At 38.9% G+C, this 22,514-nt stretch carries 20 protein-coding genes and 1 pseudogene; 6 read left to right on the top strand and 15 right to left on the bottom strand.

Features of this window, described 5'->3' with window-relative positions:
- Nucleotides 1-28: 28 nt before the first annotated feature.
- Nucleotides 29-373, top strand: a complete 345-nt coding sequence (locus MHB53_RS01470; RefSeq protein WP_340915267.1) for a hypothetical protein — start codon at nucleotides 29-31, stop codon at nucleotides 371-373.
- Between the two features lie 178 nt (nucleotides 374-551).
- Here MHB53_RS01470 and MHB53_RS01465 read toward each other — a convergent pair whose 3' ends face one another.
- Together MHB53_RS01465 and MHB53_RS01460 are read right to left on the bottom strand one after the other, a co-directional pair.
- A complete protein-coding gene (locus MHB53_RS01465; protein WP_340915265.1) occupies nucleotides 552-2,000 on the bottom strand; it encodes a UDP-N-acetylmuramoyl-L-alanyl-D-glutamate--2,6-diaminopimelate ligase in 1,449 nt (482 codons plus the stop codon).
- Nucleotides 2,001-2,356: 356 nt separating this feature from the next.
- On the bottom strand, nucleotides 2,357-2,539 hold the full coding sequence (locus MHB53_RS01460; RefSeq protein WP_340915264.1) for a hypothetical protein: 183 nt from the start codon (nucleotides 2,537-2,539) through the stop codon (nucleotides 2,357-2,359).
- A gap of 183 nt (nucleotides 2,540-2,722) precedes the next feature.
- Here MHB53_RS01460 and MHB53_RS01455 point away from each other — a divergent pair, with 183 nt between their 5' ends.
- The 3 genes from MHB53_RS01455 to MHB53_RS01445 all read left to right on the top strand — a co-directional run bounded on the left by MHB53_RS01455 (nucleotide 2,723) and on the right by MHB53_RS01445 (nucleotide 4,143).
- On the top strand, nucleotides 2,723-3,127 hold the full coding sequence (locus MHB53_RS01455; protein ID WP_340915262.1) for an alkaline phosphatase family protein: 405 nt from the start codon (nucleotides 2,723-2,725) through the stop codon (nucleotides 3,125-3,127).
- A 12-nt stretch (nucleotides 3,128-3,139) separates the two neighbouring features.
- The gene (locus MHB53_RS01450) at nucleotides 3,140-3,685 is read left to right on the top strand and encodes a hypothetical protein (protein WP_340915260.1); all 546 of its coding nucleotides are present in this window, start codon (nucleotides 3,140-3,142) and stop codon (nucleotides 3,683-3,685) included.
- Between the two features lie 95 nt (nucleotides 3,686-3,780).
- Nucleotides 3,781-4,143 (top strand): hypothetical protein, encoded by a 363-nt coding sequence (locus tag MHB53_RS01445; RefSeq protein ID WP_340915258.1) that lies wholly within the window; start codon nucleotides 3,781-3,783, stop codon nucleotides 4,141-4,143.
- Between the two features lie 368 nt (nucleotides 4,144-4,511).
- Here the strand turns inward: MHB53_RS01445 and MHB53_RS01440 are convergent, their stop codons facing one another.
- The 4 genes from MHB53_RS01440 to MHB53_RS01425 form a co-directional block, all read right to left on the bottom strand.
- The gene (locus MHB53_RS01440) at nucleotides 4,512-6,083 is read right to left on the bottom strand and encodes a SagB family peptide dehydrogenase (RefSeq protein ID WP_340915256.1); all 1,572 of its coding nucleotides are present in this window, start codon (nucleotides 6,081-6,083) and stop codon (nucleotides 4,512-4,514) included.
- A gap of 22 nt (nucleotides 6,084-6,105) precedes the next feature.
- On the bottom strand, nucleotides 6,106-8,049 hold the full coding sequence (locus MHB53_RS01435; RefSeq protein WP_340915254.1) for a TOMM precursor leader peptide-binding protein: 1,944 nt from the start codon (nucleotides 8,047-8,049) through the stop codon (nucleotides 6,106-6,108).
- On the bottom strand, nucleotides 8,046-10,010 hold the full coding sequence (locus MHB53_RS01430; protein WP_340915252.1) for a putative thiazole-containing bacteriocin maturation protein: 1,965 nt from the start codon (nucleotides 10,008-10,010) through the stop codon (nucleotides 8,046-8,048). Before MHB53_RS01430 ends, MHB53_RS01435 begins: the two co-directional genes overlap by 4 nt.
- Before the next feature lie 169 nt (nucleotides 10,011-10,179).
- The gene (locus tag MHB53_RS01425; RefSeq protein ID WP_340924393.1) at nucleotides 10,180-10,413 is read right to left on the bottom strand and encodes a heterocycloanthracin/sonorensin family bacteriocin; all 234 of its coding nucleotides are present in this window, start codon (nucleotides 10,411-10,413) and stop codon (nucleotides 10,180-10,182) included.
- Between the two features lie 902 nt (nucleotides 10,414-11,315).
- Between MHB53_RS01425 and MHB53_RS01420 the strand changes: the two genes are divergently transcribed.
- Nucleotides 11,316-11,456, top strand: a complete 141-nt coding sequence (locus MHB53_RS01420) for a hypothetical protein (RefSeq protein ID WP_340915251.1) — start codon at nucleotides 11,316-11,318, stop codon at nucleotides 11,454-11,456.
- A 399-nt stretch (nucleotides 11,457-11,855) separates the two neighbouring features.
- Here MHB53_RS01420 and MHB53_RS01415 read toward each other — a convergent pair whose 3' ends face one another.
- Both MHB53_RS01415 and corA read right to left on the bottom strand, forming a co-directional pair.
- Complete coding sequence (locus tag MHB53_RS01415) at nucleotides 11,856-12,485, bottom strand: phosphatase PAP2 family protein (RefSeq protein ID WP_340915249.1); 630 nt, start codon at nucleotides 12,483-12,485, stop codon at nucleotides 11,856-11,858.
- A 123-nt stretch (nucleotides 12,486-12,608) separates the two neighbouring features.
- Nucleotides 12,609-13,559 (bottom strand): annotated as a pseudogene (gene corA, locus MHB53_RS01410) (magnesium/cobalt transporter CorA).
- A 409-nt stretch (nucleotides 13,560-13,968) separates the two neighbouring features.
- On the opposite strand from corA, the gene MHB53_RS01405 reads away from it, so the two are divergent.
- A complete protein-coding gene (locus MHB53_RS01405) occupies nucleotides 13,969-14,397 on the top strand; it encodes a VOC family protein (RefSeq protein ID WP_340915248.1) in 429 nt (142 codons plus the stop codon).
- Between the two features lie 500 nt (nucleotides 14,398-14,897).
- On the opposite strand, the gene MHB53_RS01400 is transcribed toward MHB53_RS01405, so the two are convergent.
- The 7 genes from MHB53_RS01400 to MHB53_RS01370 form a co-directional block, all read right to left on the bottom strand.
- Nucleotides 14,898-15,719: a sugar phosphate isomerase/epimerase family protein gene (locus MHB53_RS01400; protein WP_340915247.1), complete on the bottom strand. Its 822-nt coding sequence runs from the start codon at nucleotides 15,717-15,719 to the stop codon at nucleotides 14,898-14,900.
- A 10-nt stretch (nucleotides 15,720-15,729) separates the two neighbouring features.
- On the bottom strand, nucleotides 15,730-16,893 hold the full coding sequence (locus tag MHB53_RS01395; protein ID WP_340915245.1) for a dihydrodipicolinate synthase family protein: 1,164 nt from the start codon (nucleotides 16,891-16,893) through the stop codon (nucleotides 15,730-15,732).
- Nucleotides 16,862-18,055 (bottom strand): Gfo/Idh/MocA family protein, encoded by a 1,194-nt coding sequence (locus MHB53_RS01390; protein ID WP_340915243.1) that lies wholly within the window; start codon nucleotides 18,053-18,055, stop codon nucleotides 16,862-16,864. Before MHB53_RS01390 ends, MHB53_RS01395 begins: the two co-directional genes overlap by 32 nt.
- A 199-nt stretch (nucleotides 18,056-18,254) precedes the next feature.
- The gene (locus tag MHB53_RS01385; RefSeq protein ID WP_340915241.1) at nucleotides 18,255-19,508 is read right to left on the bottom strand and encodes a TRAP transporter large permease; all 1,254 of its coding nucleotides are present in this window, start codon (nucleotides 19,506-19,508) and stop codon (nucleotides 18,255-18,257) included.
- Nucleotides 19,505-20,026: a TRAP transporter small permease gene (locus tag MHB53_RS01380; RefSeq protein ID WP_340915240.1), complete on the bottom strand. Its 522-nt coding sequence runs from the start codon at nucleotides 20,024-20,026 to the stop codon at nucleotides 19,505-19,507. Before MHB53_RS01380 ends, MHB53_RS01385 begins: the two co-directional genes overlap by 4 nt.
- A 61-nt stretch (nucleotides 20,027-20,087) precedes the next feature.
- Entirely contained in the window at nucleotides 20,088-21,122 is a 1,035-nt protein-coding gene (locus MHB53_RS01375) for a TRAP transporter substrate-binding protein (RefSeq protein ID WP_340915239.1), read from the bottom strand.
- Between the two features lie 139 nt (nucleotides 21,123-21,261).
- Nucleotides 21,262-22,083 (bottom strand): AraC family transcriptional regulator, encoded by an 822-nt coding sequence (locus MHB53_RS01370; protein WP_340915238.1) that lies wholly within the window; start codon nucleotides 22,081-22,083, stop codon nucleotides 21,262-21,264.
- Nucleotides 22,084-22,514: the final 431 nt, after the last annotated feature.

Raw genomic sequence — 22,514 nt, 5'->3', positions numbered from 1 at the left:
ATCTTATGGGTAGCTAGGAGGGATGCAAATGCATTACTATAACCACGTTCAATTAGAAAACAATCGAAATGATCAACAGTTTAATGTGAATGATTTAAGGGATGCTCCAAGTATTTGTAGGAAGTATAAGGGATATCATGTAATGGCACATATGCAAGATGGCTCCATGATCGAAGGTATTATTGATGATATGGATGACGAAGGTGTTACAATGTTAATCCCTGAAGAATTGAACGGGGATACCGAAAGACAATTTGGATTTGATGGTGGGTATGGCAGAAGAAGATTCCGTAGATTTCGTCGTAGACGCTTCCCCTTCTATTTCTTTTTGTTTCCATTTTTTAGCCCATATCCTTATTATTACCCATATTAAAAAGTTATTCCATGTTGAAATGCCGGTTCTACTGTCTAAAGAAATATTAATAAAACATCGGCACAATAATAAGACAATGCTTTTTTGAACTCAAAAGTTCATACCAAATAATCGTCCACCAAGATGCTTAATAATTTACTCCATACTTTTGCACCGTTTGTTTTTCAAACGGTGCTATTTAATTGATCGAATGGAGGAAGCGTATCGTTTCTTCATCAGAAGTAGTTGGTAAAAAAAATTGCTGCTTATATTTTTCTACACCTTTCCCTGTTATGATGATCCAATCCCCTTCTTCGGCCTCGTCATTGGCATATTGAATGGCTAAAGTCCGATCAGGTATAATTAGTGCTTTTGAAGGAGCGCTTACTCCATGGAGTGTTTTCACCATTTCTTCATAAGATATATGGTTCAAATCATCTAAAGTTAAAATCATCCTATCACTTAATTCATAGGATATATTCAACATACCCATTCTCTTACTTTCATCACGGTTTCCTCTAAATCCAAAAACGTGGAATATACGTCTTGCTCCTAGCTCTCGTGCCGTACTTAAACAGTTGAAGAAAGCTTCAGATGTGTGAGCATAATCAATTACGACAGTCGCTTCTTTTGGTTGTTCAATAATCTCAAAACGCCCTGGGACACCTTGAAACGTTTGTAAGGATTGAATAATTTTATCTCCAGGAATGTTAAGCCTTCTTATTGTTAAAAATGCCATAGCGGCATTATACACGTTATGTATCCCTAGGATTTTTAGCTTTAGTTTATATTGCTGATCTCCTTCGGTGATAGTAGCAATTCCAGGCTCGCCTTTTTTACAACGTGTAATGTGTAAATGATGGTTCCCTGCCTCTCCCATTGCAAATATATTGGTTGCTTTGCATGGAAGAGAATGTAAAAGCTTTTCTCCCCAACTATTATAGCTATTAATAATGGCCTTCCCATCCGGCTTTAGTTTGTTAAACAAAGTGGCTTTAACAGAAAAATAGTCATCCATATCTTGATGATAATCAAGATGTTCATGGTCAAGGTTTGTAAATAAACAACAATCGAATTCAATTCCTTCTATTCGAAATTGGGACAAACCATGTGAAGAAACCTCGATGATAACGACGTCATCTTTACATATGGAAAGGTGTCTATGCAACTCTAAGGCGTCAATTGTTGTATTAATAGAAGGTAATTTTTGTCCATTGACGACATTATGAATCGTGCCAAATAAAGAACAAGTTAATCCAGCATCTTCAAGGACATGTTTTAGCATAAAAGAAGTTGTTGTTTTCCCATTCGTGCCTGTTATACCTATTATGGTATGGTTTTTAGAAGATGTTTGATAAAAGTTTTTAGCAATATGTGCTAACGCAAATCGACTGTTGGAAACCTTAATATAAGGTACCTTTAACTGGGCGATTTCTTTCTCTCCTACTACAGCGCTTGCACCTGCGGCTATTGCATCATCTATATAATGATGACCATCTTGCTGATAACCTGAAATAGCTATAAACAAACCATTTGGTCCGATTCTAGATGAATTGGCTGAAATACCTTCAATGTCTATATCATTTAACGTTTGCTCAGGGCTATTATGATGTCCTATAATATTTTCTAAAACTTCACTCAGTTTCATTATCCCTTGCTCCTTTTAAAAATGATGTCGCATTTATTCTTTTTCGGAATAAACTATGGAAAACTGTGCTAATCTACACACTGCATTTTTTCTTCATTCCTTAGTAAGAGACATGGGTTCTTTTTAATATTTCCTATGTTAGTGTCTCCTTATGCACAATATTTATCTTTTCATATACAGCTTTCCATATATAAATAAATACTTTTTACAAAAAATGAAAACCCACTATCCATTCTGGAAGAAATCAGTTTAACTAGAAAGCCTTAAAGATGCGCTTAAATCTTTTATGTAGAGTCCCCCATCTTTGACTTGGATGGGGGAGATTTGTATTAAAGGTTACTTTATTTTAAATTTGCTTATTGATTTCCGGACTGTTGCTGATTCTGTCCTTGCATTCCAGTTCCCATTCCCATCATATTTGCGGCTAGTGGCATCATGTTTTTCATTTTTCCGCCATTGCCACTCATCATCTGATATGTTGCAATACCTACTCCAACTGAAGCAAAAACCGGTAAAACTTTATCCATTGACATCTTCATCAACATCACCCCATATATATATTTTTGATTTTTGTTCATTAACTGAACCTTATTATCTTGTCTTAAAACAACTTAAAAATTTAAGGTGTTTGTTACCAAATCACTTTGAGGATTAAGTTCTCACACATGAATTTCATCCTTTAATACATACTAAGTTAAAAACAAAAAGGATGAATAGCGACCTTGAAGAAAATATTAGCTAGTGTGATCGGCGTCATTGTCATTTTGATAGCCTTTTATTTGATTGGGTTTGCGACACTTACAAATAAACCTGAAACACAGCAGTCTAACAAGACAGCAACAAAGCCTGTCCTCGTATTGGTAATCGATTCCCTAATGGATCAACCCCTGCAGGAAGCAGTGCAGACAGGAAAAGCCCCTGCATTGAAGTTTTTAATGGAAAACGGACATTATGAGCCTGAAGTTGCGTCCTCCTATCCGACGATGTCAGTAACCATAGACAGTACAATTTTAACTGGAACTTATGCTGATCAACACCGGATTCCCGGACTTGTCTGGTACAATCAAGCTGAGAACCGTCTGATTAATTATGGCAGTGGTATGCGAGAAGTGTCGCGCATGGAGTAAAACAAGTTTTACATGAGTGTTGTACATTTAAATCAAAGTCATTTAAGTAAAGAAGTACAGACTCTATATGAGGATTTACATCAGATGCAACATGCTTCGGCTTCCATTAATGGACTCATTTATCGTGGTGATGTTGCTCATCCATTACATATCCCAAAAGCAGGATCAGCATTGAACCTTATGCCTGCGAATGTAGAAGTAAAAGGTCCAACCTTGTTCTCGTTCGGCAGCCTATCACAATATAACCCTGAAAATTCAAACCAGAAAAATATTTGGCAAAGGCTTAGGTTTAACGATACATTTTCTGCTGCTGAACTGAATTATCTAATCAGGAACAATTCAGTCCCCTCCTTTTCACTCGTTTATTTCCCTGATTTGGATCAGCGTGTACACAAAAATGGACCTACCGATATAAAAGGAATTGTAAAATCGGATCAGCAACTACAAGAAATTTTGAATTCTTATCCATCCTGGGAAGAAGCTTTAGATAAAGCAATTGGATTGTTTATGGTGACAGCGGACAGTCTCTCATTAAAAAGGAACGGAATAAAGCCCTAATCGATCTGAGGTCTCTTTTAAATAACTATCAAATTAATAAGCTTGGCATGCCGGTCCATACAAAGGATCAAATTGCTCTGGCGGTGAACGAGCGCATGGCTTACATTTATTTATTGAATGGTAAGTTAACTTACGATGAGGTTGCTTCTCGGTTAAAACAAGATTCAAGAATTGGTTTTATGGCTTGGAAGGAGGATGGAATGAACCTTGTCAGAAATACGGAATTAGATGGGAATTTATTATTGTTTAGGCTACAGGGAAATTATCAAGATGCTTATGGTCAAAGTTGGAAATTAAGTGGAAATACATCTGTTTTAGACATAAAAATAAATAATCACCGCAACATTAATTACGGCGATTATCCAGATGCTCTTGCTCGACTTCACGGTTCCTTGCACTCTCACAAAGGTAGGTTCCTTATTGTCGATGCCAAACCTGGATTTGAATTTAGTGGGTAGCGAACTCCCGCACATTTAGGTGGCGGCGGACATGGGTCATTACATCGTGTTGATTCCATCTCCCCCATGATTGTAACAGGTACCACTTTGCTCCCGGAACACAACCGTGCAGTAGACTTTAAAAATTGGATTTTGAAATTAACAAAGTAGCATATTATAATCTGTAAAATCCGGTGATGTAAACGGACAAGGCGGAAATAATGTCTGGTATGTATTAGGCAAAAAGAGTTTTGAGGAATAATGAAGTTTAGTCAAAAAAATCACTAAAACGAAAAAAGTTATAGTGATTTTTTTCTTTCCAAAATAATTTTTTAAACTGGTTCCATCACTTTAAATTCTAACTCATCTTTATGTTAAGAATACCTTATTTAACTATGCAAACTTCCCTTTAACCAAGGGCGATGTCGAAAGGGACCGATCGGGATTTGGATTAAGCTGGTTTTTCCTTGTGAATCCATCTTGTAAATCTCATCACACGAGTTCGCATCAAACCCGAGAAGTGGATGCCCCCCCATCCCGATGGCCGAAGCTATTAATAATAATCTCTGTACAAGCATACCCGCTTCCATTTGCTGGATACGATATCCTCTGTACCCGAGTTCCGTTTTTAAGTGATCCTTATCCCCTGCCACATGTAAGCAAAGTGGTACTTGAAGCAAATTTACGTTATTTCCAGACATTCCGTATTGCAATTGGAGTCTATGGTCTCCGGGATATACCTGTCGTAAGGCATGAGCAGTGCTATCATAGTAATAAGCACCATCTGGAATGCCGTCGACATTATACAAACAGCCATACAATGAGACACGGGACTCGTATTTCGGATGTGCTGCATCCAAATCATTTCTATACGAGAAAGAAGCAGTGGCCTCCTGCAGCAGAGTGGCCAGCTGAGATTGACTTACCTTTCCCAAAACGAAATCCATGTCGGGTGAATAACGCTCTCGGCAGACTGACGCCAAATCATATGACAACCGCTTAACATGAGGCAGAGCTACAGCTCGATCCTTACAATTCTTTTTCTCCTTTTCTTTTATTTGCGAAAACGATCGAGTTGATTCTAGCATGGACGCTTCATTCAACTCGGATAACATCGGATACTCTATACCCCTCCGTGATTGATGGTTGTCATTATTCTGAATAGGAGTCAACTCTCGGCACAATTCGGCGGCAGAGACAATCCCTTCTACGCAGTTAGGAGACCAGCTTGTAAGTTCCACCGATAGCGGGATAACTGCATACACACTTTCCTCTTGTTCAGAAAGCCCAAGCATATGGTTGATTGCCCGATCAAGAAATTGGAAGTATACCCCCGATGCAAAGCCAAAACGCTTCGCTACTTCCAATAACTGTCCAATCAGCACACCAGCATCCAACCCTTGCAGACGGTAGGAAAAATTATTATATTTAAAGAAATTTTTCCAAAACATAGTTGCCACAAAAACAGTACCAAAACAAGCGGACACTTCACAGCCATTACCAAGAGCCCGGGCTATATATGAATCGAAATTCCCTTCGCGTAATAACACCAAACGGTGATGCGCTACATCGTAATGGTACACTCCCGCAGGTAAATCCTCTATCTTCAGATACACGTATAATTCGTTTGGATAAAGCGCCCCGCCTGAAGGAACAAACCGTCTATACGACTGCATTAGGTCAACCGCTTTTTCTGTGGATTCCAAGGTAAAGACTGACTGGCAAAATTGAGTTAGGCCAAATACATACCATAGAAAATCCCCGATACTGCGGAGGTTAGGCTTTGCAGGTTCTTCCCCTCCTTCAAGTGTCAGCGGTACTTCCAAAGAAAACGGTACCACCGGCAAGCCGCGGTAGAGCTTATATGGAAGTGGTGCATGATCCCAATCCACTTCCCAGTCCAGCGGGCTTACTTTGTCAATATCAAAATGTAGATTGTGCAGAAATGCCTCTAAACTCATCCTCCTACCTCCTAACCATAGGTTATGGAAACGGATGCGGATGTGGATTAAGCTGTTCAAGTGTCAGCGGTTGTTTCGCATACCCAAGTTCCATTGGTACATTCAACACCCTCTCCAGCCCTGTTACGCGGGTAAGATGTTGTCCGAATGTCATCGGCAACATCCCTGGAATCAGCACTTTCACGCAATACAGTCCGTTTCGTATGGTTTCCGCTGTCGTCTGGTTTACAACGATTACATCTAGCTTCAATTGACGAAATACCTGAAGAATGTCCTGTAAATCATCGGTCAGGTCTGTATGGCTAGACGTCCAATTGAATTCCTCGTCAAACGTTCGCACTGGACGATGATCGTCCAGCAAAAAATTTAGGCGCTCTTGCGCTTCCGGTAAACCGTACAACATGCCATGATCATCCATCTTCCGTACCAAAGAAGGATCATGCAACATTCGAACAAACTCCTCCTGATTCGCCTCAAAATTCTCGTCAAGCGTCAACATCATAGCAGCCAACTCGTGAACCGCGCTTTTCACCGCTCGTACTGGATCCAGATGAGCTCCGGCCGCACAGATGATGTTCACTCCCTTCTGCTTCCTGTTTTTCGCCAACGCCCAAACGCTCGGAATTCCATGTTCCATTGTTGAGTTAAACAAATACAGATCATATCCCGCCACCGCACGCATACGGTCAACCATCATCTGCAATTCTTGATCGTTAGCGGAATAAGGGTCCAGACGCGGGAGGCTCATCTCCGCATACCAAGTCATCAGGAACGAATCACGCTCCACCACTTCCATAATTCCGTAGAAAATAGCCTCCTCCAGACTTCCGCCTAACGCGCATCCGTTAGAAGTTTCATAAACAAATCCCTGCCCGCAGCCCAAGCTATAGTAGGACAGCAACTCTGGAACTAGAATCGGGCGCTCTTGTAAAAACGAATAGCCCCAAACCCAATTAATTGGATGTTCTGGATTAAACTCTTTAAATGGAAAACCAGTCAGCTCATACTGTTCCTTCGCATGTACACCTACCTTAATAGGATTTAGCGCTTTATTTTCCAAATTACGGAAACTATCATGGACCACTGTTCGTTTGCCACGGGGCTCCAGGCCACAGTACCGCTCTAACCCCTCCAAAATGGCAGTTAACTCACTTACCGCATATGAATGGGTTCGCCCTGCTACTCCCTCGTCACCCGAGAACAAAGGAAGATTGACACTAACATCAGCAAATGGCGGCACGAGGTCATACATTTTCCCATTCAAAAAGCCAGTTCGATGATCAAGATAGTCTTTCTCTAGAAATTTATTCAGTTCTTTTATCGAACGGCAGCGATAACTGTCGATGCTGATCTTCGGACAAGGTTGTAGTGAAATTTGGGCCGCTATCGGTGAATCGTCGGGTAATTGACTACAAACCTGACACAATGGGTCGGGAAGAAAGGAATGCCATGAACTCTTCAGTGTTTTCAGATTGATTAAACATATCCTGCCTTCAGAATGTGGTTGATCACCTTGCAATACGCTCTGAATCTCCGCCTCGATTAAGTAGGCCATCTGCAATAGTCCCGAGCGTGATGCCCAAGCATCTCGTGTCATTTCTCCGTGCGCCGCAAATCTTTTCTCCATCTCCCACATCTCTTCACGGTCTCGTCCGGCCATGAGACGTCGCATATCAGCACACTGGGAGCACCCGGGCTTCCCTGAGCGAACGAGCGGTCCGACCACCCCTTCCCCAAACGAAACGAAGCTCCGTAGCCAAGGGATACCGGTTGGGTGCAACACCTCTTCCGTCTTTTTATGAACAGAGGGATTCCAAGTATCGTGCAATACCAAAACCAAATCAGTCGCTTTCGGCACTCCCGCCTCGAAATCGGTACAACGAACTACCTGATATTGAGCGGATAGTTCTCCGCACATTCGATCCGCCAACAATCCTTCTCCGACAACCACCACGACAGCACTCACCGGGATTCCTCCTCTCGTACCAACACACCAAATACCCCAGCCAGTTCCTCTTTTAAAAACGGTTCCAATGCTAGATCGAAGACTAAGAGCCGCTTACGCTTCCTATCTAAAACCTGCATGGCGGACTGCAAGACCTCGGAGTTTGTAGCCTCTGCACATGCATGAATTACAAGACTTTGTGGCACCTTTTCTTCCAAAAGCACGGACGAAAGTTCCAATGTTTGCGTCATATGAAATATCGGTCTGTTTTGTGCCTGCATAAGCGCCTGTTGTAATCCATTGCGTAACGCCAATGTAATATTCAAACCTACACTGCCAAACCAGCGCCCATTCGTACCAATCCATACTACTGGGAAGCCGGACACTTCCTCTCCCAAGCCTATTATCGGTGCTCCTTGTAACGTGGTCAGTGCCTGTAAATAAAAACGGCAGCGTTCATCTTCTACCACACTTAGCTGCACACGAGAGACAGAATTCTTCTTATTGACCTGTCGTTTAATCAGTTCCTCGTTCAAACACCTTTGTAATCCACGACTAGCACCTTCCGCAACAGTTTCTCCCGCTCCCACCCCGATATATTGCTGAAATTTTAACAAGCTAGCATCTACTTCCAGATGTGAAGGTACATTCGAAACGTGCAGACCTGCCAATCGAGATGCATACGCTTCAATCCCGGCCAGACCCGCTTCCCTACGTGCCTCTTCATGTGTTAGACCTGTACTCAAAATCTCGGGCAACAGGTCAGCCGGTCCATCCGACAATGGGTCAACTGCCTGAACACGACACTGAGATAGTGGGAGCTGCTTTAAATCCCCCTCCTCCCAAATATGGAAAATTCCTGATTCAACTGATGTCAACTGGCTAAAGTAAAGAAGTAAACTACTTGGCTCATCCTTGCCTAAGCTCTGTTCGATACGTAAATCCAAATCATTAACCCGTTCGACAGACACATGTCCGGTCACTAGCGGATGAGGTATAAACGAATGCCAGTTTCCTTCCAACGTTTCAAGTTCCAACAGAAAGAATTGATTCTTCCGTTCCAATTCAGTCACTTTTGTAATCTCTTTAAACAATTCAAACACGATCACATTAGCCAACATCGCCCCTGCTGTGGAAGAGTAAGCTGGGAACTGCTGATCTTTGGATAGTTCAGATTTGTGTATACGTCTCCATGCAGACTCCCAACATACCTTTGAATCTGGATGCACCAAAGGACCTGTCAGACCTACATGCTGTAGACATAAAGCTGGGAGTAATATCTTCTTCTCTTCTCTACAAACCGTATGAAGAACTCTCAGTTCCTCTACTTCGGCCTCCTGCGACACATACAAAATCGAATCTACCGGTTGCACAATCTCCCGCCAAGCACCTGCCCCCTCCTTTTGCAGGCTGACCTCCTCTACCACCACCTCAGAGTCTGTTTTTTGAGCATGTGCTACGATTTCCATCAACCGCTGTTTATTGGTAGGTACCGAGTCCGTTATTAGCACATGGAATTTAGGTAAGCCAGATTCAAACAACGCAGAAACCAACGAAATAAAAAAAGGACCTGAGCCAACTACTAACACTTTCCCCCGACGATAGGTTTGAAAGCGGTACGCTCCCGAATCGCCAAAACTGTCCAAAAATTCAATTTGAGACGCATGTTTTTTAAGAACTTGATCCGCCAATTGATGTTGGCGATCTTGGCTTACATCTCGAACAAACCCGTTTCGAAACAGCACTCCAGCAATTTCATAAACACGATCCCGGTATGAACCAGGCAAACCGTCTGTCAAATCCCCCAATGTGTACTCTCCGTTGAACATCGGGATCAGCTTTTCAACCCACTGATCGATCGCACTGCCTTCCATACGAAACGAACTTAAGTTGTTCCGAAAATACACTCCGCTATTTGGATCAGGGAGAAAAAACGTGTCCCTTTTTACTTTCAGACGCATAGAAGAGGTTAAATTTGTCATTCCGCTCCTCCTTCCCGTAAGCTGTTCTCAAATATGCAGCTTTACTTTTACCTTTTATCCTATGTACCGCTAATTGTCTCTTATGTCTAATCTTATAGAGAAAGCCCCTAACAACTTAAGCAGGGGCAACTCTCCTCCATAGTCACCCTAGTTTTCGTTGGGAAACGAGCTATCGGCCACCGCAACGCCCACCACAACGGCCACCACAACGATTACTGCAACGGCCACCGCAACGAAAACAATTAAAGCAACTAAAACAACTAAAGCAGCGAAAACAACTAAAACAACTAAAACACCGACCAAAACCACCAAAAACACCGAATTGTCGAGACGAATCAATATAGGACTGGTTTTGGTCCCAGGGAACTGCCTCGTTCGCCTGGAAATCCCCAACATTTAACATCTGGAGTTCATTTTGAAAATCATTCATTTTATAGCCTCCCTAAATTATTTTAACAAGGTGTCCAGCAACAGAAAGGAAAACAGAACGACCAATTAGAAAAACAACTTTGTAATAGGTGAATCTACAATAGTTCTCCTCAACAAAATATGAACTACGGTCGAGCATTGTTACTGATATAGATGCCTATTTTTATTGGAGAATCGTAAGATAGACACCCGGATTTAATCATCAGAACACATACTCTTCCGTCCTCCATAGTGTCGCCCTGCTGAAAATGAAGAAACTTTGGGGTGGACCAGTAAACGTGTACACAGATTATTTTGTTAATAATTTATGAGGCATCCAAGGTATTGATTATCACTTTGTACCAAGTTTACAAATCAAAAATCAGTTATAAAAGCCAAGGATTGATATTTAATTTGGAGAACTGGAAGCCAACAAATAAGGTCGAAGAACAAATATTAAATATTTTAAGGAGTGACTTATCACAATTCAGCAGCCGTTTGAATGCATTTTATGATGGTTTTGAGAACGAGGATATATCGGTGTTAATAAGGAATACTCTTTACCATTCAGGATGACCTTCTTTTTGATACAAAAAGTTTATAAGGTGTCAAATTGTGACATGAGAAATGGTTTAATGATTGAAAAAGGATGAATGGCATGTTATTCACTTTTTGACAGTTGGGTAAAACCTATAATGATATGCACATGGCAATCATTTTCAGTTGTTTTGATTTCGACATAATGAACATGATAGCCATTTGGCAATGATATTTGTATTTGCTTCATAATAATGGATGTGACTATCATCAAACGTCGTAAATTAGCTTGTATCTAATTATTTACGATGAATTGTCATGAGTAATACAGGGAATGGTAAAAAAGAAAGGATGATGAAAATGAACAAGAAAAAATACCTTTTTGCTTTTATGTCAACCATTTTATCATTGGGTTTATTATTTGGCTGCAATGGTGTTGACGAAGATGAACCAGATCCAACTGAAGAACCTTCAGAGCAAATGGAAGATAATTCGCAATAACCGAGAACTGCATAAACCAAGAGGCTGACATCGAAAGTCAGCCTCTTGATTATGGACCAAGTGATGTAGTCTCAATGAGTACTTTTTTTTATACTCATTAGGGTTTATAAAAGAAAAAGTAAATGATTGTATAAATCTAAATATTGAACTTATTATCGAGTTTTTTATTCATTTCATTATCTACAAGATTGTTAAAAAATCAGTAATCAATTATCCACTTTCACTTTTATTATCTCGATAGTGTTAGGAGAATTACTAGGAAGAGCATTATATGACCCTAAAATCGCGTCATTTACTCGATGATATTCACGCTTTAAAATGTTAGACTAGCGTTTCTATTGTTTCATAAAAGAACGGGGTCGTTGATCGCAAAGAATGGAGAAAAAAAATAGGGAATGATTAATCAAGTACTATTTTTTGAATAAGTACTGATGAAAACTTATATAAATATACGACTATGAAAAGATACAATATACCGCAGCATGCCCCGGCAACAACATCTGTTAGATAATGCACTCCAAGATACACCCTACTTACTGCTATAAGGATAACAATTATCAACGTTGTGGATAGCCATAACAGCCAATGCTTTATTCCCACTTTCAAAATATGCGCAAATAAATAAAACAAAAAGCCCATAAAAGCGATGGAATTCATTGCATGTCCACTTGGAAAGCTGTAATCGCCAACTTCAATTAGCGAATGAAATGATGGACGCTCTCTTTCAAAAAATTCTTTCATCATATAGTTGACTCCTCTTACACCCCAAAATGCTAACATTACAAAGATAGATTCAAGATAACGTTTCTTAATCAATAAAAAGGCTGTAACGATAACAGCTAGTGGTAGTAAAAATTTGATTAATCCAATATCAGTAAAAAAGAAAAACAAATCATTCAAAAATTCTGTACGAATATCCTCGAAAAACAAAAGAATTTTTACATCATACGTTTGTATTAATGGTTGCTCAATAGTTAATGCCAATCCAATGACTAAGATCATACTGGACCAAAAGATAACCCATTTCATCTTTTATACCTCCATTAATGCTTCAGACATGCAAAGCCAATCAAATGGAAAGATTTAACTAACTTTAGTCAACGTATCTTTTTTTGAAATTGTGCCTCTTCAAATCTAAATGTTTATTATTATCTACTTAAACCATCCCTTTTTTCTAAACCATATAAACATTCCGATTCCTATCAAAAACATTAAGGATACGGTTTCAAAATAACCATATTTTCAAGTTAATTCGGGCATATTTTCAAAATTCATTCCATAAATACCAGCGATAAAAGTGAGCGGCATAAAAATGGTTGTAATGACTGTGAGAACCTTCATCACACGATTTGTTTGATGTGCATTTAAGGAAATATAGCTATCTCTTATGTCCGTAGTTAGTTCACGATTTTCTTCAATCATTTCAGTAAGTTTTAATAAATGATCGTGAATATCAGAAAAATACGCCTGCTTCTTTTGGATTTCAGTGAATCTTTGAGAGTTAAGGATTCGATAGGCAAGATCCCTCATCGGCGATACCACATGTCTTAAAGAAAGAAGATGATGTCTCGTCTCAAATAATTCCTCAAGTAGCAATCCCATAGACTTTTTATTAGAATTTTCATCAATCTCATTTAGAGTATCTTCAATTGTTTCAACCAGTGGAAAATAATTATCAACAATTTTATCTAAAACATGATACAAAACCTGGATTGGTTCCCATTCTTCTATATTTGATGTATGCTCAAAGCGCTCCCACACATTTTCAACTTCTTTAGAAACCTCTTGATGAAAAGTAACAATATAATTTTCTCCTAAAAAAAGATTTATTTCTTCTCTCATAAGATTTTCAGGGGTTATCGCCTGTGTAACAAAAAAGATATGATCTTCATAATAATCTAATTTTGGTCTTTGTATGGTGTTTATGCAATCTTCAATCGCTAATGGATGAAAGCCTAATGGTTTACTTAATAATTTTATTTCTTCTTCATCGGAGCGATCAAAATCAATCCAGTACCAAAGATAATTTCCCACAATTAATTCTGTGATTTCCAGATTTGTTATCAACTCAAATTCTTTATTAATTGCTATTGTTTTAATCATCGTTTCTCCTATTCAATCTGTTAGATATAAGACGTATGATAGAGTCTGCTGAATTACAGAAAAGTTACGCAACGTCACTGTTTTTTTTTTACTTATAAGCCACAATTTACACTATTCTTACCATCTCGGTACATTTGAAAATATCCCCTTACTTCTCTTCGCTTTATATTGCCCTGATATTTACTTTTCATTTTCCCTTCCACGACAATAACTAGCCCTCTGTGCGTGGTAGTTCACTAAGATATTCAAAAGGCATACGAATAAAATACGATACCTTTTGTCCTACTAATTGATGTTCAGCAATAAAAATATGTTATCCATTTTTTTGATATTGTAATGTTAAATGTTACAATATGGAAATAGATCATTTAATAAATGATTTACAATTTAATACTGGGGAGTGGAGCTAATGTCAGTTGATGCTTATCTTAACTTTAATGGGAACTGTCGCGATGCCGTAGAATTTTATGCACAGGTTTTTGGAACAGAACAACCACAAATCATGACCTTTGGAGAAATGCCGCCTAATCCAGAGTTTCCTCTCCCAGAGGAAGCAAAAAATTTAGTAATGCACACGCGCCTTAAGATCGAAGAGAGCAATGTGATGTTTTCAGATATTTTCCCTGATATGCCTTTTATTGTAGGAAACAATATAAGCCTGTCGATCGCCAGTAAAAACTTGGATGATATCAAATCATATTTCACTCAACTTAAAGAAGGTGGCACAGTAGGCATGGAGCTTCAAGAAACTTTCTGGAGCAAATGTTACGGCCTTGTTACTGATAAGTTTGGAATTGAATGGCAATTTAACTATGATAGTGGTGAAATGAATATATAATGTTAAAAAAAGGATAGGAAACTTTTCTGCTATAGAAAAGATTCCTATCCTTTTTGTATTTCGATTACTTCCTATATTCCTCTTCTGGAATTGCTAAATTAAATAAAACGATTGTCAGAGGATAAAATATAATTAACTTCATTGAAAATATTGTATAAATTTCTTTAAATAGAATCAGTTACAATTATCTACTTTTTGAAGTCACAGATAATAAGTAAACCAAGTTCCGGTCGTCTCGATAACAATGATTCCTTCTAAAAATGATCCCTCTTCAGCTCAGTGTGATTCAGTTTATGTTAATGCATAATAAAAAAGTGCACCCGGAGGATACACTTTTAACATCATTTCAATTACCTATTAATCAATTTCGCCTCGGCGGAATTGCGTCCAGATTTTATCGAGCTCGCTCGATAAACTTCCTCTGAAAATCTGTGACATCTGCTGGAGGCTTTCACTTCATTCAGGCGGAGTTTACACTCCCACTGAATGAATGCTGGAAGTTAAACATATTCCAGATAACGTTCCTTTATTTGTTCCAAAACAAGGTCGCCAGGGCGATCCCAAATCTCTTGATTAAATATTTCAACCTCAATTGGGCCTTTATAGCCTGCTTCTTCCACTGCATTTCGTATTTTCCTTAAATCAATTACGCCGTCCCCCATCATCCCTCTTCCCATTAACAAGTCAGGAGTTGGGACAATCCAATCAGAGACATGATAACCAAGAATTTTTCCACTTGCACGTGAAATTTGGTTATATAAATCCGGATCCCACCAGACGTGGAATACATCCACAACCACCCCTACTGCATCGGTATTGAATTGCTCTGCAAGCGTATTTGCATGGTTTAATGTGACGATGACACTTCGCTCTGCTGCATACATTGGATGAAGTGGTTCGATCCCTAATTTAACTCCATATTGTTGCGCAAATGGTATTATTTGCTCAATTCCTTCAGCAACCATTTTACGTGCAGTTTCAATATCCTTATTAGGTGATGGACCACAAACGAGTACTAGTACATCTGTGCCCAACTCAGCAGCTTCCTCTATTGCACGCTTGTTATCATCGATCCTTTTTTGTCGCTCAACACTTGTAGCTGCGGGGAACATCCCGCCTCTACAAAGACTGGAAACTTTAAGACCGGCATCAAGCACTAATTTTTTACTTTCAGCTAAACCCATTTCAGTCAATTTATGCCGCCATATTGCGATCGAAGGGATACCAGCCCGCACACATCCTTCTACAGCTTCACGAAGATCCCATTTGTCCGTCGTAATTTGATTTAGGCTAAGCCGCTCTATTGTTTCTATTTTCCCCATGCTATCCCTCCTATTCGATTCCCGAAGTGACTAATATATGTTTCATTCTATCAGCAGCAAGTTGTGGGTCCACTAATAGTCCCGCTTGATCTGCCAATAAAAACAATTCTGCTAAATGGGTAATCGATCTGGCACTTTCCGCTCCACCGATCATTCGAAAATGCTTTTGGTGCCCATTCAAATAGGCCATAAATACGATACCTGTTTTGTAGGAATACGTAGGCTGTTGGAATATATGTCTAGACAAAGGCACTGTTTTTTCTAATAGTGCATTATATTTATTTAAGTCTCCTGCATCCAGTGCATGTAATGCAGCTGCAGCTGCTGGGGCAATTGCATCAAAAATACCTAAAAGTGCGTGACTAAAGCCTTGTTCATCTCCTTGAATCAATGAAGGGTAATTAAAATCATCACCCGTATACATTTTCACATTTTTAGGCAATAGCCTTCTCATCTCTATTTCACGATCAGCATCTAATAGCGATATTTTTATCCCGTCGATTTTTTCTTGATTATCCCAAATAATATTAAGACAAACTTCCATCGCATCATCGATATTATCATGTCCCCAGTACCCCTTTAAAGCGGGATCAAACATATCACCTAACCAATGGAGAATAACAGGCTGTGACACTTGTCCTAAAATCTTACTATATACTCTATGATAATCTTCTGGTCCGTTTGCACAGGCTGCAAGTGCACGACTTGCCATTAAAATAATTGCTCCGCCCTCGTTTTCTATAAAGCCACATTGTTCTTCATATGCTGCCTCTACCTGCTCAAGTGTTATTTGCGCGCTAGGTAATAAATGATCCGTACCTGCACCACAGGCAATTCTACCACCCACTGCACGAGCTTCAGTAACGGAGCGTTTGATCAATTCCTGTGCCCCATTCCAACTCAGGCCCATTCCGCGTTGTGCCGTATCCATTGCCTCAGCAACGGATAGTCCAAGCGACCATAAATGACGACGATAAGCCAAGGTTTCGTCCCAATCAATTTGCGGATTAGTAAGTGGATCTGTATTTGCTAATGGATCACATACTACATGCGCTGCTGAGAAGGCAATTCTACTTTGGAATGGTTTGTTAGGAATCTCAAACACAGATACTTGACCTGGTTGATAATCGGTAAAAGTGCCGTTAGCCCTTGGTAACTTCAACTTTTTCGCCACTAGAAACACCTCCAATTGATAATTCCGGTACATCAACCCAGCAGCGTTCTTCCCATGATTTTAATCCAAGATCTGAAAGTTGCGTTCCTTTTGCTCCTTCAAGAAGATCCCATGGAAATGGCTCATCGTTTACAATATGTTGTAAGAATAACTCCCACTGCACTTTAAAGGCATTATCAAAAACATCATTTGTTGGCACTTCCTGCCATTGCTCCAAAAAGCTGAAAGGATTTTCGATATCTGGATTCCACACAGGCTTCGGTGTATTTACGCGGTGTTGTGCCTTGCAATCTCGTAATCCTGCTACTGCGCTACCTTCTGTACCGTCCACTTGAATGGTAAGTAGATCATCTCGATTCACTCTTACTGTCCAAGAAGAATTGGCTTGAACAATGATTCCGCCTTCCAACTCGAATGTTGCATATGCTGCATCATCTGCTGTACAAGCATACGGATCTCCTTGTTCATCAATTCTTTTCGGTATATGTGTAGCTCCAATACAGGAAACACTTTGCACATTCCCAAATAAGTTATCTAGCACATAGCGCCAGTGAGCAAACATATCTACAATAATCCCACCACCGTCTTCTTTGCGATAATTCCAAGATGGTCGTTGCCCAGGCTGCCAATCCCCTTCAAACACCCAATATCCAAACTCCATTCGAACGGAAAGTATTTCTCCAAAAAATCCAGAGTCTATGAGACGTTTTAATTTCAACATTCCTGGAAGAAATAATTTATCTTGTACAACTCCATTTTTCACTCCAGCTTCATACGCCAATTGAGCAAGTTCTAATGATTCTTCCACACTAGTTGCAGTAGGTTTTTCGCAATAAATATGCTTGCCCGCTTTAATTGCCTTACGAATATCCTTTGCCCTACGCACTGTAGTTTGCGCATCAAAATAGATAGCATTTTCATTGTTTTCTAAGCATGAATCCAAGTCTGTACTCCAACGATCAATATTGTGTGTTTCAGCCAGGCTCTTTAATTTATTCTCGTTTCTCCCGACTAAAATAGGATCAGGCATAATTACGTTACCATTTTGAAGTTTCACTCCTCCTTGATTTCGGATAGCAACAATCGAACGAATTAAATGCTGGTTTGTTCCCATTCTTCCTGTTACACCATTCATAATAATTCCTACATTAATAATAGACATTAAAAACACCCCTCTAATTTCGATTAATTTTAAGCATATGTTGATTCTATATGTAACTAGCTTTTGCGTCTTATCTATATAGGAACCGAATGTGCAATATCGGAATTAAATCATTAAACCAGGTAAAAATATGTATTTATCCGACAAAAAATCGTGCTATATTCGCACGGTTTTTGAACTATTCTTCATATCCATTTAATCATTCTGTTAAAAATAAAGATATTTGTGGAATAAATGTGATCACAAGTAAAGTCATAATTAGTACTATGATAAATGGAAAAGCACCTCTAGTTACTGATGTAAGAGACATGTTACTAATACCAGAAGCAACAAATAGATTTAAGCCGAAAGGTGGAGTTAACATGCCAATAGCAAGATTCACGATCATAATCACTCCAAAATGAATTGGGTTGATCCCCATTTCTATTACGATTGGTAAAAAAAGAGGGACAAGAATCAATATGGCAGCACTTGAATCCATAAACATTCCTACAATTAATAATACAATTGTTACTATCATTAAGAAGAAGAATGGAGTTGTAGCAAATTCCATAATATTCGCTGCTAGTTTTGTCGGAATTTGCTCATAGGTTAAATACCAACTAAATGTTTTTGCTGCTGCGATAACAAGCATGATCATGGAAGAGGTGACAACTGATCTCTTTGTTACAGTAAACAATGTCTTTATATTAAGTTCTTTATACACAAAAAATCCAATTACTAAGCTATACACAATAGCGACTGCAGCCGCTTCAGTAGGGGTGAAAAAACCTTTATAAATCCCACCCAAAACAATTACGGGCATCATAATCCCCCAAATTGCTGCTTTTGTAGAGTTCCACAACTCTCGCAAGCCTACCCGTTTATCAGGTTTATGACCTTGTTTTTTTGCGATAATATAACTAAGGACAATCAATACGAGTCCAATAAATATTCCCGGTATAATTCCTGCAATGAATAGCTGACTAATTGATACTTCAGCGACTGCTCCATAAACCAACAACGTAATACTAGGAGGGATAATAATTCCTAACGACCCTGCCGCACACATTAATCCTACAGCAAATCTAGGAGAGTATCCTGCCTCTTTTAATGATGGTATCATAATACCGCCAATCGCAGCCACTGTTGCAGGGCTAGAACCTGATAAAGCAGCAAAAAGCATAGAGGACATAACTCCCGCAATTGGTAGACCCCCTGTTGTCCAGCCTACTAATTTTTTAGCTAGATCTATCAATCTCTTGGATGTACCACCGGCAAGCATTAAATCACCCGCAAAAACAAAAAAAGGAATAGCCATTAAAGTAAAAGAGTCAATTCCTGAAAACATTGTCCGCGCAAATGTATCTATAGATATATTCCCTTGAAACATTGCAATAAAACTAGATAAACCTATGGCGGCAGCAATTGGCGTACTAAGTAGCATGAGAAGAATAAAAATGACAATGATCATAGTTTTGTCATCTCCTCAACTGTTGTATTTACTACCGGATCATTTGTTCTAAAAGTCTTAATATCATCTAGGAGAATTTGAAAAAAACGCAACAACATTAATGCTCCACCAACTGGAATAGCTAGATAAGGAATATACATAGGAATCCCTAAAGATGGTGTTACACTATCATATTGAACTACATTTAAAATCGCCTTACACCCGGATAAAATAATAATAATACAGAAACCCATCGCTGTAGCATTAGCTAAAATTGAAAATATCTTTTTAAATATAGAAGGTAGGTAGATAACAACAGCATCCACGGCGGCATGGGCCTTTTCCCTTACCGCAATACTACTGCCAATAAAAATAAACCAAACAATTAAATATCTTGCTACTTCCTCAGACCAGTGAAGTGAATAATTAAATAAATACCTTAAAACAACCTGTGTAAAGACAAGCAAAGAAGTAAATATTAGCGTGGATACAGCTACATACTCCTCCAAATAATCTAGTATCTTATTAGCTTTCCGCACAATTTATCCCCCTTTTTTAAAAATAGGGCCGCCTAAGCCGCCCCTCGTTATGCATGATAATTTAATTTACCTTTTTAATAGCGTCTAGTAGTTCTTGACTACCATCGATTTCCATAAACTCATCAATAACATTGTCGGTTAATTTTAGAAATGCGTCTTTATCTTCGTCATTAAATTCAGTGATCTGGATACCAGATTCGTCTAATATTTTCATATACTCCTCCTCATCAGCAGCAGCCAATTCCCATTGCCATTTCGTTACTTCCTCGGCAACATCAGTAACTGTTTTTTGAAGGTCAACTGGCAAGCCTTTATAGAATTCGTCGCTGATCATCAGAGCATATCCCATATACCCATGTGCACTTAACGTCAAATAATCTTGCACCTCATAAAATTTTTTACTAATCACATTGGATAAAGGGTTTTCTTGCCCATCAACCGTTTTAGTTTGAAGCGCTGTGTAAAGTTCAGCAAAGTCTATCGAAATCCCCCCAGCATTTAATGCTTTGAATTGAGAAATCAATAGAGGACTTTGAGATGCACGCATCTTTAATCCGGATAAATCTTTAGGAGATTCAATTGGATGTTTAGAATTTGTAAAATGTTTAAACCCACCATCCCAGTACCCAAGCCCTCTTAAACCTTGCTTTTCTAATTTTTCATTCAACATATCGCCCAACTTACCATGCATTGCCTTAAAAGCAACGTCTTTGTCAGAAAATACATACGGTAAGTCAAAAATTTCAAATTGCTTTACAAAAGATGGCATTACACCTGTAAAAGGAGCATTCATTTGAACAGTGCCAGACTGCATTTGCTCTGTTATTTCTCTGTCTGATCCCAACTGCGAATCAGGAAAAATCTCCACCTTGATTTGACCATTCGTTCTTTCCTCTAATAATTCAGCAAACTTTTCTGCCGCTTTCCCCTTTGCTGTAGAAGCACTTACAACATGTGCAAATTTAATTTCATATTCTTTCTTATCTGGCCCAGAACCGCTTTTTCCATTATCATTCGTTGTCGATTTGCTACAACCAACAATGAACAATGATAGAAGCAAAATACAAATAGGTATTACCATCCAATTTTTTCGCACTTCATTCTCCTCCTCTAACTAAAGCGCTTTCATTACGTGTGTTTATTATGTAGTGTAAACAAATAATTGTCTTATTACATTAGGAGGTAGATTCTTAATTTTGGAAAGTTATAGTAAAAACATTTAGATGTTAAACAAACTACTCCATTTGCTCTTTTTGAAGAATACGGAACTTATTTGGAGACATTCCGACAATATTTCTAAATGTACGGTAAAATGTCGAAAGTGTTTCATATCCTACTTCAAAGCAAATGGAAACAATATCTTTATCCGATTCTGTTAACAATTCCTTTGCCCGATTGATTCGTACTTTTTGCAAATATTGTAGTGGCGTTTCATGGAATTTTTCCTTAAATATATCATTGATGTAACGAGATGAGATGCCGAATTTCAGTGATAAATCCTCAGCAGTTATATTTTCGAAATATCTGGTATCAATATATTGTTGCAACTTTAATGATCTCATATCATTAGCATTATCGAATTTCTTTTCCATATTGAAGCGGATTAAAATCAACAGTAATTCATACAAATAAATTGGTGAAGCATATTTGCATAGGCTATCATAGTCCGTTTGTTCAAAAAGTATTTTTCGTAATATTTGCCTGATTTCACTAGCCCGAACGACATCTAATTGATAGTATTGCGAATGTGCTTGCAAACTATTTAATAATCCATCTTCTATATAATGACTTAAAGCAGATGGGGAAAAAGCCAAGACAAGAACAGATAGTTTTGAATATGCAGTAATAGAATGAATCGAGTTTGGAACAATTAGGACAACCTGATCCCTCGAGAATTCATATTGCTTTTCATCTAGTGTCACTTTCCCTTGCCCATTAAGTGCATACAAAACCTGGAAATGATCATGATAATGATCGGAAATATGATTTCCTCTCAAATGTTGATTTTCATATAGACGTACTTCAGTTATAGGTATATTCGTTGTCTGTAATCCCAAGATAATCCTCCCATATAGTCAATAGACTCTCGGCATTCACCGAGGCAGATGGTACAAGGTTTTCTTGTGCCACTTTTTCATGTCTCCTTCTACTTTTAATAGTAGAATTGCCTATTCTGTATGTAATGAGATAATAATCTACATACAATGTGTTCGCCTGCTACCGTTGATTTCCGTTCCAGGCGGACGCGTTCCGTGGGGCGTGCGGTGAGCCTCCTCAGTCGCTTCGCGCCTTGCGGGGTCTCTCACCTGTCACGCTGATCCCCCAGGAGTCGTCGCCTTTCACTCCAATCAACTGCGATATTCTTTTGCTCATGGCGACTGATCATGGAGGAACTTTTTAAACAATATTCCAAGCTGGAAATAAAGTGTCGAAACATTGCAATTAAATACATAAAAAGCCAAGGCGTTGATTTTGAAACCAATTTTTA

Source organism: Bacillus sp. FSL K6-3431 (genome assembly GCF_038002605.1).
Classification (GTDB): Bacteria; Bacillota; Bacilli; order Bacillales; family Bacillaceae_C; genus Lederbergia.
Note: the sequence above shows the minus strand (reverse complement) of the source record. Positions and strands in the feature narration are given on the sequence as shown.